The organism is Haloactinospora alba, assembly GCF_006717075.1.
GTDB classification, from domain to species: Bacteria; Actinomycetota; Actinomycetes; order Streptosporangiales; family Streptosporangiaceae; genus Haloactinospora; species Haloactinospora alba.
This window is the reverse complement of record NZ_VFQC01000001.1, coordinates 926,671-938,338: the sequence shown is the minus strand read 5'-3', so window position 1 is coordinate 938,338 and position 11,668 is coordinate 926,671. Positions and strand designations below refer to the sequence as shown.

The 11,668-nt window shown below is 70.6% G+C and carries 11 protein-coding genes; 1 reads left to right on the top strand and 10 read right to left on the bottom strand.

What is annotated here, in order from left to right:
- From FHX37_RS04355 to FHX37_RS04315, 9 genes are all read right to left on the bottom strand, one after another.
- On the bottom strand, window positions 1-399 hold the full coding sequence (locus tag FHX37_RS04355; protein WP_141922274.1) for a cytidine deaminase: 399 nt from the start codon (window positions 397-399) through the stop codon (window positions 1-3).
- Window positions 396-1,649: an ABC transporter permease gene (locus FHX37_RS04350; protein WP_141922273.1), complete on the bottom strand. Its 1,254-nt coding sequence runs from the start codon at window positions 1,647-1,649 to the stop codon at window positions 396-398. The genes FHX37_RS04355 and FHX37_RS04350 overlap by 4 nt, the downstream gene beginning before the upstream one ends.
- Window positions 1,646-3,076: an ABC transporter permease gene (locus FHX37_RS04345; protein WP_141922272.1), complete on the bottom strand. Its 1,431-nt coding sequence runs from the start codon at window positions 3,074-3,076 to the stop codon at window positions 1,646-1,648. The genes FHX37_RS04350 and FHX37_RS04345 overlap by 4 nt, the downstream gene beginning before the upstream one ends.
- A complete protein-coding gene (locus FHX37_RS04340; protein ID WP_141922271.1) occupies window positions 3,073-4,635 on the bottom strand; it encodes an ABC transporter ATP-binding protein in 1,563 nt (520 codons plus the stop codon). The genes FHX37_RS04345 and FHX37_RS04340 overlap by 4 nt, the downstream gene beginning before the upstream one ends.
- Window positions 4,636-4,743: 108 nt before the next feature.
- Window positions 4,744-5,802: a BMP family lipoprotein gene (locus FHX37_RS04335; protein ID WP_141922270.1), complete on the bottom strand. Its 1,059-nt coding sequence runs from the start codon at window positions 5,800-5,802 to the stop codon at window positions 4,744-4,746.
- A gap of 189 nt (window positions 5,803-5,991) precedes the next feature.
- Complete coding sequence (locus FHX37_RS04330) at window positions 5,992-6,756, bottom strand: alpha/beta fold hydrolase (protein ID WP_141922269.1); 765 nt, start codon at window positions 6,754-6,756, stop codon at window positions 5,992-5,994.
- A 29-nt stretch (window positions 6,757-6,785) separates the two neighbouring features.
- The gene (locus FHX37_RS04325) at window positions 6,786-7,106 is read right to left on the bottom strand and encodes a biotin/lipoyl-containing protein (RefSeq protein ID WP_141922268.1); all 321 of its coding nucleotides are present in this window, start codon (window positions 7,104-7,106) and stop codon (window positions 6,786-6,788) included.
- Window positions 7,103-8,131, bottom strand: a complete 1,029-nt coding sequence (locus FHX37_RS04320) for an alpha-ketoacid dehydrogenase subunit beta (protein ID WP_141922267.1) — start codon at window positions 8,129-8,131, stop codon at window positions 7,103-7,105. Before FHX37_RS04320 ends, FHX37_RS04325 begins: the two co-directional genes overlap by 4 nt.
- On the bottom strand, window positions 8,128-9,165 hold the full coding sequence (locus FHX37_RS04315; RefSeq protein ID WP_141922266.1) for a thiamine pyrophosphate-dependent dehydrogenase E1 component subunit alpha: 1,038 nt from the start codon (window positions 9,163-9,165) through the stop codon (window positions 8,128-8,130). Before FHX37_RS04315 ends, FHX37_RS04320 begins: the two co-directional genes overlap by 4 nt.
- Window positions 9,166-9,465: 300 nt before the next feature.
- Between FHX37_RS04315 and FHX37_RS04310 the strand changes: the two genes are divergently transcribed.
- Window positions 9,466-9,960 (top strand): Lrp/AsnC family transcriptional regulator, encoded by a 495-nt coding sequence (locus tag FHX37_RS04310; protein WP_141922265.1) that lies wholly within the window; start codon window positions 9,466-9,468, stop codon window positions 9,958-9,960.
- Window positions 9,961-9,971: 11 nt separating this feature from the next.
- Here FHX37_RS04310 and FHX37_RS04305 read toward each other — a convergent pair whose 3' ends face one another.
- Window positions 9,972-11,624, bottom strand: coding sequence for a phospho-sugar mutase (locus tag FHX37_RS04305; RefSeq protein ID WP_141922264.1), 1,653 nt, complete (start codon window positions 11,622-11,624; stop codon window positions 9,972-9,974).
- Window positions 11,625-11,668 lie beyond the last annotated feature (44 nt).

The following is an 11,668-nucleotide window of genomic DNA, read 5'->3' as shown; positions in this document are numbered from 1 at the left end:
CTAGCGCGTGAGATCGGTCGGGCCGAACGCGGCCGGCAGCAGGTCGGACAGGGGAAGCGGCCCCTGCGGGGTGTCCACCAGCATTCCGGGACCGCCGTGCTCGTGCAGCAGCTGGCGACAGCGGCCGCACGGCAGTACGCGTGTTCCGGAACGGTCGTGGCAGGTGAGAGCGGTGAGCGTTCCGCCGCCGGTCGCGTGCAGTTCCGAGACCAGCCCGCATTCGGCGCACAGCGACAGGCCGTACGACGCGTTCTCCACGTTGCATCCGCGCACCGTGCGCCCGTCCTCTGTCAACGCCGCCGCCCCGACCGGAAAGCCGGAGTAGGGGGCGTAGGCGCTGCCCATGGCCGCGGCTGCCGCCCTACGCAGGGCGTTCCAGTCCACCCGTGCCGCGCTCACGACGCCCTCCGGCGCCAGGCGCGTCCGATCGCGGCGGGCGGCCGCAGTCGTTGGGAGGCCAGTGACAGCACCAGCAGGGTCGTGATGTAGGGACTGGCTATCACCAGCTCCTCCGGCACGGTGTCGGTGACGGTGTACACCACCGTCAGCGCGCCCGCCACCGCGAGCGAGACCACGGCCGCGGTGCGGTTGCCCCGCGACCACTGCCGGGCCGCGACCGCGACCAGTACCACGGCCAGCAGCAGGAGGAGGGCGTGGACCGCGCCACCCTGGCCGCGGACCTGCAGCGCGTCGGTGAACCCGAACAGGCCGGCTCCCATGGCCAGCCCTCCGGGGCGCCAGTTACCGAATATCATCGCGGCCAGCCCGATGTAGCCCCGTCCGCCGGTCTGGCCTTCCTGGTACACCGAGGAGGCCACCATGGCGAGGAACACCCCGCCCATTCCGGCCAGCCCGCCGGAGGTCAGCAGCGCGACGTACTTGTAGGCGTAGACGTTGACGCCCAGTGACTCGGCCGCGTCCGGGTTCTCTCCCGCCGAACGCAACCGCAGCCCGAACCTGCTGTGCCACAGCAGGTAGTACGTCACCGGAAGCAGGAGGAGTGCTACCAGGGTGATCGCCGACATGCCGGTGGTGAGCCCGATGACGACACCGGCCGCGTCGGACAGGAGGAACCAGTTGCGCTCCGCCAGACCGCCCAGCGCCCCGGCGACGAACGGCGCGCCGACGGTGGGGAACTCCGGCAGTTGCGGGGACTGGCCCGCTCCGCCACCCGGGGCCTCCACGAAGTACAGCACCGACAGGTAGCGCATCGCGCCCACGGAGAGGATGTTGATCGCGACGCCGGACACGATGTGGTCCACACCGAACCCCACGGTGGCCACGGCGTGGATCAGACCACCGAGCATTCCGCCCAGGATCCCGGCGGCCAGGCCCACCCACGGGTTTCCGGACGTCCACGCGGCGAAGGCACCGAACCAGGTGCCGAACACCATCATGCCTTCCAGGCCGATGTTGATGACACCAGAGCGTTCCGCCCACAGTCCGCCGAGGCCGGCGAGGCCGATGGGTACGGCGAACGCCAGCATCGCCTGGATGGTTCCGGGGCTGGTGATGGTGTGCTGCCCGGTGACGATCCGTACCGCCGACAGAGCGACGAAACCGGCGGCGACGAGGCTCAGCACCCGCCACCGGTGACGTGCGCGGTTGTCCTCCTGCTGCGGAGCTCCCACCGTCGTTGCCTGGCTCATGGTGTGACCTCCGCACGGCCGAGTTCCGCGCCGACTTGCTGCTGTTCGTAACGGCGGCCCCACCGGTGCACGACCTCGTAGACCACCACCACGGTGAGCACCATCGTGGCCTGGGTGACCACTGCCATCTCCTTGGGGATGCCCTGGAAATCCAGAATCTGGGCAGAACGGTCCAGAAAGACCCAGAACGCCGCAGCGGCAGCGATTCCCACCGGGTGGTTGCGCCCCAACAGCGCGATGGCGATCCCCGTGAAGCCGAGACCGGTGGGGAAGTCCAGCGCGTAGTAGTGCGACTCCCCGAGGAGTTGGGGCATACCGACGAGCCCGGCCACCATTCCGGACAGCACCATGGACGTGAGGACCATCCGGTTCACGTTGACACCGCTGGCGCGTGCGGCCTCGGGCGACTGGCCGGTGGCCCGCAGGTCGAACCCGAACCGGGTGCGGTTGAGCACCGTCCAGTAGCCCGCGCCCACGGCTGCCGCCAGAAGCACCAGGCCGAAGATCTCCCCGTCGGCGCCGAGGAAACCGGCGGGGATGCCAGGCACCCACCCAGAATCCGGGATCTCCGGCGTCCCGACGTTGTTCGTGCCGATCTCCACGGCGAGGCGATCGGTGCTCAGTAGGTAAGCGGTCACCGCGGTGGCGATCGAGTTCAGCATGATCGTGGAGATGACCTCGGAGACCCCGCGGGCCACCTTGAGGTATCCGGCGATGCCCGCCCAGAAACCGCCGACGGCGACCGCCACGGCCACGATCACGAACTGGTGCAGTACCGGGGGGAGCGCCCAGGCGCCGCCGACGGCGGCGGCCAGCAGCGCCGCGAGCCGATACTGGCCGTCCACGCCGATGTTGAACAGCTTCATCTTGAAGCCGATGGCCACCGCCACCGCCGACAGGTACAGCGTGGTGCCGTTGTTGACGATCTGTACGACACTGTCCGGACTGGAGCCGTAGTCCAGCATCTCGGTGTAGGCGAACAGGGGGTCGATCCCCGTGATGAGCAGCACGACCGAGGTGACGGCCAGCGCCAGCACCACTGCGAGAGCGACGGCCGCCAGGGACAGCGCCAGCGACGTTGCGGTCCTGCGGTACATGAGCGGTGCCGCCCCGCAGCCGACGAAAGCACCGAGGGCGTAGCTGACCGGTTCTATGAGCCCGAGGTCGGCCACCGTGGCGGTGAGGAGGCCGACGACGACGCCGGTGAGGCCGGCCAGCACCGCGGCCATGATCCGGAACGGCGGCGGGTCGGCGTCCCGCGCCGTACCCTCCGTCGTGGTGAACGGCGTCGTGGCGGCGACGGCCGCGACGCTGAGGGCCAGAGCGGCCGGCGCGAGCAGCCCGAGGTCGAGCACGGCCGCGGCGCAGGCGCCCAGCAGGGCGAGTACCAGGGTTCCCACCGGGCCGGCCATCCGCACCCGTGTCATGACTGCCCTCCGCTCTCACCGGTGGGCGGGCCCTGTGCGGCACCGGTCATGGCTGAACCCAGTTCTTCGGGGGTAACGGTCGCGGGGTCGGCCTCGGTGACCAGTCGTCCCCGCAGGATCACGTGCAACGTGTCGGACATGCCGATCAGCTCGTCCAGGTCGGCGGAGATCAGCAGTACCGCCAGTCCCCGCGCCCGGGCGTCGCGCAGGTGTTCCCAAATCGCGGCCTGCGCTCCCACGTCCACGCCGCGCGTGGGGTGCGCGGCGAGCAGCGCCGTGGGGTCGTGGCTCATCTCCCGGCCGATGACCAGTTTCTGCTGGTTGCCTCCGCTGAGCGCGTCGGCGAGCACGTCGATGTCGGGAGTTCGCACGTCGTAGGAGTCCACCACCGTGCGCGTGGTCGCACGCGCGCCCGCCCTGTCGATCAGGAAGCCGTTGGCGTTGGGGGGTTCCGTCTGGTGTCCCAGGACGCGGTTCTCCCAGAGAGGTGCCTCCAGCAACAGCCCGTGCCGCTGACGGTCCTCGGGGACGTATCCGACACCGGACTCCCGGATGCTTCGGGTGTGCCAGCCGGTGATGTCGGTCCCGCCGAGGCGCACGCTACCGCCCTCCGGCGCGCGCATCCCCATGATGGCCTCGACCAGTTCGGACTGGCCGTTGCCCTCGACCCCGGCGATCCCGACGATCTCGCCGCGCCGCACGTCGAGGTCGACCCCGTCCACGACGGGACGGCCGCCGGCGTCCGTCACGCGCAGCCCGGAGATCTCCAGCACCGTCTCCCCGGCCGTGGTGTCCTCCCGCAGTTCCGGAACGGGGAGTTCCCCGCCCACCATGAGCGTCGCCAGCTCCCGTGCCGAGGTCGCCGCCGGGTCTCGGGTGTCCACGGTGGTGCCGCGGCGGATCACCGTGACGGTGTCGGCGACGTCGAGCACCTCGTCCAGCTTGTGCGAGATGAATATGACGGTGAGGCCCTCGCGTTTGAGTTCCCGCAGGTTGTCGAAGAGCGCGTCCACCTCGTGGGGGACGAGGACAGCGGTCGGCTCGTCCAGGATCACGATGCGGGCGCCGCGGTAGAGAACCTTGAGGATCTCCACCCGCTGGCGGTCGCCGACCCCGAGCCCCTCGGCCAACCGGTCCGGCCGCACACCCAGCCCGTAGGTCTCGGAGAGCGCACGCACGCGCTCACGTGCTTTCGCCCCGATCCCGTGCACGTGTTCGGCGCCCAGAACCACGTTCTCCAGCACGGTGAGGTTGTCGGCGAGCATGAAGTGCTGGTGCACCATACCGATACCGTGGTTGATCGCCGCAGCGGGTGAGTGCAGCGTGGCCTCGGCGCCGTCGAGCAGGATCTCCCCCTCGTCCGGGCGGTGCATCCCGTAGAGGGTCTTCATCAGGGTGGACTTTCCCGCTCCGTTCTCCCCGACGATGGCGTGCACCGTGCCGCGTGTGACCGCTATGTCGATGTCGTGGTTGGCCACCACGCCGGGGAACCGTTTCGTTATGCCGCGCAGCTCGACAACGGGAGGGTCGGGCCCGCCGGGGGAAGCTGGGTCTGTCATGTGGCGTGTCCTCAACTGGCTGGACCGGTGCCGCCCGAACCGCGCTGCCGCCGCACCGCCTCCTCGGCGGGATGTCCCACGGTTGCCCGCGACAGCGCGGCACCGGGTTCACGGTTTGGTCGGAACCTCGATCTCACCGTCGGCGATCTGCTGTTTGAGCTCGTCGAGGTCGTCCTCGATGTCGGCGATCTCCTCCGTGTTGGAGGTCGCGTAGTCCACCCCGCCGTCGGCGAGGTCGAACCGTTGGACACCGGACTGGGCCGCCCCCTCGGCGACCGAGGAGGCGAACTCGAACACGGCGGTGTCCACGCCCTTCAGCGCGGAGGTGACCACGTGCGGCTTCTGCTCCTCGGAGGCGTTCTCGTACTGGTCGCTGTCCGTACCGACGAACTTGGCGTCCGCGTTCACGACCGCCTCCAGCACGCCGGTGCCTGCCGCCCCGGCACCGTGGTAGAGGACGTCCGCGCCCTTGTCCAGCTGGCCCTTGGCCGTGGAACGCCCCAGAGCCGGGTCCTGGAAACCCGACATGTCGGGGGGTTGGGAGATGTAGGAGGTCTCGACCTCGATATCCGGCGTGACGTGCTCGGCTCCCGCCGTGTAACCGGCCTCGAACTTCTTGATCAGCGGGGTTTCCACACCTCCGACGAAGCCGATGTGGTCCTCCTCGGACTTGTACGCCGCCGCCGCGCCCGCGAGGAACGCCGCCTCCTCGTCCGCGAACACCAGGCTCGTGAGGTTGTCGATGCCCTCGACCTCCTCGTCGACGATGGCGAAGTTGACGTCGGGGTACTCCGGCGCGACCTCCTTCATCGGCTCGGCGTAGGCGAAGCCGATGCCGAACACGATGTCGTATCCCTGCTCGGCCATGAGCGAGAGCCGGTCCACCTTGTCCGAGTCCGACTCCCCCTCACTGGGTTCGAGGTCGTTGACCTCCTCGACCCCCAGCTCCTCCTCGACCTTCTGCAGGCCGCGGTAGGCGGAGTCGTTGAACGACTTGTCCCCCCGGCCCCCGACGTCGTAGGCGAGCCCCACCTTGAGGTCGGAGGCCTCGGACTGGTCGTTGTTCCCGCCGTCGCCGCCCTCTCCGCTGTCACAGGCCGTCGCGCTCACGCCCAGAAAGCCCGCCGCCGCGACCGCGGCGAGGCGCGTGGTGAGTGTCCGTTCCACTGCGCTCCCCCTTCACCCCGCAACTCCCGAACCGGTTTCGGGTTCCGAAACCGGACACTAGCCGGTGCGAGCAATCTCACCAATGTGTGCACAACGGTCGTTATGAAGGCGAGAGCCAAGCGAAACGGACGTTACCGCTCACCCTCCGGTACGTGAACGCGACATCCCCGACTTTCACGAGGCACCCGGTTAGCCGGCGGTCTGCGGTGTTTCCTCCCGGGTGCAGAACTCCAGGACGCTGTGCTTGAACGCACGGGCCGAGACGGCGCTGCGGTGCTCCCTGCCGGGGATCCGTAGCGCCTCCACCGCGCCGCAGTCGCGCGCCAGGTCCTCCATCCCCGCCGCGACCTCGTCGTGCTCGCCGGCGGTGAACAGCAGCGGCACCCCCTGCGGAACGGGGTGGCTCGTGAACGGCCGTGCCGCCTGCCCCCGGGCACAGGCGGCGAGTGCTCGAGGGTCGTTTCCGGGGAGCGCGGCCGAGGCGCGGTAGAGCGCACCGAACGGACTCTCGTCGGTGTCCAGGTGGTCCAGGTCGGTTCCGGCGAACGCGTCCCGCGGACCGAAGCCGGCGAGTACCGCGCGCCGCACCCGTTCCGGGTGCCGCAACGCGAGGTCCCAGGCCAACCGGGAGCCCATCGAGTAACCGACCAGGTCCACTCGCTCGACCCCCCGCTCGTCCAGCAGTCGCAGCAAGTCAGCGGTGAACGCGCTGGGCGGGTAGGCCGCCGCCTCGTACGGTTTCGGGCTGGCGCCGTGCCCTCGCAGGTCCGGCGCGAGCACCGGTATTCCCCGCTCCGTCAGAGCCCGGAACCAACCGGTGCGTTTCCAGTTCATCTCATGGTCGGAACCGAACCCGTGCAGGAGGAGGGCCGGCGTCGTCCGGGCCGGGCTGTCCGGCGCGGGCGACGCCGAACCGCAGTGCAGGGGGATGCCGTCCTGTGGAGTCGTCCCCATCCGTGTTCCTTTCCCTACGGCGCCGGTTCTCACTCGGAGGGTGGGCTCAGCCGCACCCGGCGCTGGGGTTCCTCCTCGGTCGGGACCGTGCCGACGACGCCGGCCTCCTGTTCGGCCGTGAACGTCACCAGGGGGTCCCCGACAGCGAGGACCTCTCCGGCAGCGGCGTGCAGACGGTCTATCGCACCGGCCCGCGGGGAGGGGATCTCCACGGCGGACTTGGTGGTTTCCACCTCCACGAGGGGCTGGTTGCGTTCGACCCGGTCACCGGGTTGCACCAGCCACTCCAACACGGTGGCTTCGATGAGTCCCTCGCCGAGGTCCGGCAGGGTGAAGGTGTGTGCGTTCACGACTGGCCCTCCAGGGTGCGTTGTAGGGCGAGCAGGATGCGGTCGACCGTGGGCAGGTACTGCTGTTCCAGCGGACCGGCCGGGTACGGCACGTCGAATCCGGTCACGCGTTCCACGGGAGCGGCGAGCTCGGAGAACGCCCGCTCCGTGATGAGTGCCGAGACCTCCGCACCCAGTCCGGCGGTGAGCGGCGCCTCGTGGACCACCACCGCACGACGGGTACGGCGCACCGCCGCGGCGACCCCCTGGGCGTCGATCGGTTTGAGCCACCGCAGGTCCAGTACCTCCACGTCCACCCCGTCCTCGGCCGCCAGCTCGGCGGCCCTGCGGCAGCGGTGGACCATCGATCCCCACGTCACGAGAGTGGCGTGCCGCCCGGCGCGTACGACGCGGCTCGTTCCCGCCGGCGCGGTGTCCGCTACCGGTTCCACCGGGTGCCGTTCCCAGTAGCGGGCTTTCGGTTCCATGTAGATCACCGGGTCGTCGTCGCGCACCGCACGCAGGAGCAGGCCGTAGGCGTCCTGCGGGTCCGAGGGCGCGACGACCTTCACCCCGGGGAGGTGGGCGAACAGCGCTTCCAGACTCTCCCCGTGGTGTTCGGGGGCCTGGATACCGCCGAAGCTGGGCACTCGCAGCGTGATGGGCATGCGGAACGCCCCCCGGGAGCGGTAGTGCATCCGCGCCATCTGGTTGACGATCTGGTCGACCGCCGGATAGGCGAACCCGTCGAACTGGAGTTCCGGCACCGGGCGCCAGCCGTTCATCGCCAGTCCCACCGCGAGCCCGACGATGCCCGACTCCGCGAGCGGGGTGTCGAACACGCGCCGCGCACCGAACTCCCGCTGCAGACCGTCGGTGACCCTGAACACCCCACCGAGTCGTCCCACATCCTCCCCGAACACCAGTGTGTCGGGGTCGTCGGTCAGGACCGTGCGCAGCGCCCGGTTGAGCGCCTGCTGCATGGAGAGACGGTCCGCGGACGCGTCGTTCGCGGCCTGCCGGTCGTTGACGGCCAGTTCGGTCATGCCACCTCCTCCTGCCAGATGCGCTGCTGCCGTCCGAGCTCCTCGGTCGGTTCGCGGTAGACGTGGGTGAACAGGTCCCTTCCGTCGGGGGGCGCCGCGGCGGCCACTCCGTCGCGGGCCCGTGCCGCACGCTCGCGCGCCTCGTCCTCGGTCCGCGCCGCGGTCGTGTCATCGAGGTGCCCGGCGGCGAGGAGCCCGTCCCGCATCCGCGGGATCGGGTCGTGCTCCTCCCAGGAGCGTTCCTCGGCCACCTCCCGGTACCGGGAGGTGTCATCGGAGGTGGAGTGCGGTTCCAGGCGGTAGGTGAGCGCCTCTATCACTGTCGGGCCCCCGCCGTTCCGGGCCCGGTGCAGCGCCGCGCGGGTGGCGTGGTAGACCTGCGCTGCGTCGTTGCCGTCGACCGTCTCCCCGGCGATGCCGTAGCCGGAGGCGCGTCCGGCAACGGAGCCGCCCGCCACCTGGTTCTCGACGGGCACGGACAGCGCCCACCGGTTGTTCTGGCAGAAGAACACCACGGGGCACGCGAGGACACCGGCCATGTTCATCGCCTCGTGGATGTCGCCCTCGGAGCTGGCGCCGTCACCGAAGTAGGAGAGGGCGCAGCCGCTTCCGCCGCGGAGCTGCTCCCCCAATGCCCAGCCCACGGCGTGCGGTACGGGGCCGCCCACGACCGCGTTGATGGGGGCGAACCCGGACGCCCGCGGGTTGTACAGCCCGCCGTGCCACAACGCGCGGTGGCTGGCGAGGTAGCCGACCATGTCCACGCCCAGGGAGACGGCGGCTCCCATCTCCCGGTACGTCGGAAAGGCGAAGTCGTTGTCCCCGTCGAGGGCGGCCGCGCTCGCGACCTGGGCCGCTTCCTGCCCGCGCAGTGACACGTAGGCGGGGAACACGCCCTGGCGCTGCAGTGCTATCGCCTCACCGTCCAGGTGGCGGGCGGTGAGCATGTCCCGGTAGAGCGAGCGCGCCACGTCGGCGGGGAGGGTGCCCGCGTCCACCGGGGGAGGCGGACCTGAGGGCTCGTGCGTAGGCATGTCGGAGGCTCCTCGGAACGGTTGGCCGTTGTGTCCTCGCGTTGATTGTGCGCACGCAGTCGACAGTTACGCCAGATATACGCCACAGATCGATACAGTTGTGGAGTTCACAGGGCCATATGTCCGATTCTGTCTAACACTAGGGTGCTCCGTCCGCCCCAATGGCGCCTCCGGGCGCGACGGGGCGGAGACGGCCGGCCCGACCTCGCCGCTTGTGCCGTCACGGACGTATTCACGTAGACGGATCCGCTGTTTTGCTGGTACTTGGTAGCTGGTCGCCTCACAGCTTGGAGCTCTCCCATGTCCAACGGTGCGCAACGCGAACCGCAGCGCCGTCCGGATGCCACGGACGAAACGATCATCGGCGCGCTCGCGGAAGACGCCCGTACCGGCATCACGGAGGTGGCGGCACGCGCGAACGTCTCACGTGCCACCGCCTACAACCGCATCAAGCGCCTCACAGATGACGGGGTCATCCGCGGTTACTCGGTCATCACCGACCACGCCAAGCGGGGGATCGGGGTCACCGCGCTGGTGCTGGTCTCCGGCAGCCAGCCGGACTGGCGCGCCAACCGGGAGGTCCTCTCCTCCTACCCCGAGGTGGAGTACTGCTGGTACGTCGTGGGTTCGGCGGACATCGTGCTGCTGGTCCGCGTGGCCGACACCAACCAGCTCCGCGACCTGATCCTGACCCGGTTGCAGGCACTGCCCGGTGTGACCTCCACCCAGACCCTCACCGTCATCGACGAGGTGGTCCACCGGCCGGTCGTGCATCCCCCCGAACACGAGAGCTGAACGGACGAGAGTCACGCCTCGGGGAAGAGCTCCTCCACGGCCCCTGCCAGCTCGGACACGTAACCCGACGCGCGGGAACGGCCCTCCTCCCCGCTCTCCTCCGGCGGCAGGGCCACCTCCACGTAGGCCTTGAGCTTGGGTTCCGTGCCCGAGGGACGCAGCGTCACCCGGGCACAGGCGGGACCGTCCAGCCCGAAACGCAGCGCGTCGGTGCCGGGTAGGTCGCCGACGCCCATGGCGAAGTCCTCCACGTGGGCCACGTCCCAGCTGCCCAACGCGGTGGGCGGGTCGCTGCGCAGGCCGCGCATGGTCGCGGCGAGGCGTGTGGTGTCCGCGACGCGTAGCGACACCTGCCTGGTCCGGTGCAGGCCGTAACGGCGCTCCTGCTCCCGCACCAGGTCCAGCAGGGTCCCGCCCCCGCGTTTGGCCCGCGCGGCCAGCGCCGCGACGAGCAGGGCCGCGCTGATGCCGTCCTTGTCCGCCACCGGACGCCCCGCGTCGCCCCCGACGCAGTACCCCAGGGCCTCCTCGTAGCTGAACACGTTGCGCTCGCCCGGCCCGCCGGCACGCGCCAGCCACTTGAACCCGGTCAGCGTCTCCTCCCAACGCAGCCCGTGCGCCTCCGCGATCGCCGCGAGCGTGCCAGCCGAGACGATGGTGCTGGCCACGACCCGGTCGGCGCCCGACGTCCGCTCCAGAACGTACTCACCCAGCAGTCCGCCCACCTCGTCCCCGGTCAGCAGCCCGTAACCGGGGACAGCCACAGCGAGCCGGTCGGCGTCCGGATCGTTGGCGAGGACAAGGTCGCTACCGTTCCGCTCCCCCGCCGCCAGGGCGAGGTCCAACACGCCCGGCTCCTCCGGGTTCGGGAAGGCCGTCGTCGGGAAGTCGGGGTCGGGCTCGGCCTGTTCGGGAACCATCCGCGGCGGTGGGAAACCGGCGCGCCGGAACACCGCCGCCAGTGTGGAGGCGCCGACGCCGTGCAGCGGCGTGTAGGTCACGTCGATCCCGCGGTCCTCCCCCAGCGGCAGGTCCGCGACCGCCGCCACGTAGTCCGCGACGGCGTCCTCACCCAGGACCCGCCACTCCTCCGACCGGGGCAGCTCGTCCACCGGGGGCGCCTCGCGCATGCCCGCGGCGATCTCGCTGTCGGCGGGAGGGACGATCTGGGCTCCCGCCGCCGGTCCCGACCCTCCGGCGTACACCTTGTACCCGTTGTCCCGGGGCGGGTTGTGGCTCGCGGTGACCATGATCCCGGCGTCGGCCGACCGCGCGCGCACCGTGTGGGCGAGGACGGGGGTGGGCAGCGGCTCCGGCAGCAGCAGCACCCGGCACCCCGCTCCGGCCAGGACCTCCGCGCTGTCCCGGGCGAACCGCGCGGAACGGTGCCGGGCGTCGTAGCCGACCACCACGAGCGCCCCCGCCCCCAGCCAACGGGCCACACCCGCGGCGGCGCGCATGACCGTCACCCGGTTCATCCGGTTCGGCCCCGCCCCGAGAGCCCCGCGCAATCCGGCCGTTCCGAACTCCAGCCCCGAACCGAACCGGTCGGCCAACGCGGCGTCATCCCCGGCGGCGAGGAGGGCACGCACCTCCTCCCGCGTATCGGGATCGGGGTCGTGAGCCATCCACTCCCGCGCCCGCTGCCGGCAGGAACCGGCCATCGCCGCCACTCCTTCACTCACTGCGCTGTCCACAGCTCCCCCGG

Bases quoted from the DNA above. Each gene is read 5' to 3' on its own strand.
- FHX37_RS04350 (WP_141922273.1), bottom strand. From the start codon at position 1,649: ATGAGCCAGGCAACGACGGTGGGAGCTCCGCAGCAGGAGGACAACCGC.
- FHX37_RS04345 (WP_141922272.1), bottom strand. From the start codon at position 3,076: ATGACACGGGTGCGGATGGCCGGCCCGGTGGGAACCCTGGTACTCGCC.
- FHX37_RS04340 (WP_141922271.1), bottom strand. From the start codon at position 4,635: ATGACAGACCCAGCTTCCCCCGGCGGGCCCGACCCTCCCGTTGTCGAG.
- FHX37_RS04330 (WP_141922269.1), bottom strand. From the start codon at position 6,756: ATGGGGACGACTCCACAGGACGGCATCCCCCTGCACTGCGGTTCGGCG.
- FHX37_RS04320 (WP_141922267.1), bottom strand. From the start codon at position 8,131: ATGACCGAACTGGCCGTCAACGACCGGCAGGCCGCGAACGACGCGTCC.
- FHX37_RS04315 (WP_141922266.1), bottom strand. From the start codon at position 9,165: ATGCCTACGCACGAGCCCTCAGGTCCGCCTCCCCCGGTGGACGCGGGC.
- FHX37_RS04310 (WP_141922265.1), top strand. From the start codon at position 9,466: ATGTCCAACGGTGCGCAACGCGAACCGCAGCGCCGTCCGGATGCCACG.
- FHX37_RS04305 (WP_141922264.1), bottom strand. From the start codon at position 11,624: ATGGCCGGTTCCTGCCGGCAGCGGGCGCGGGAGTGGATGGCTCACGAC.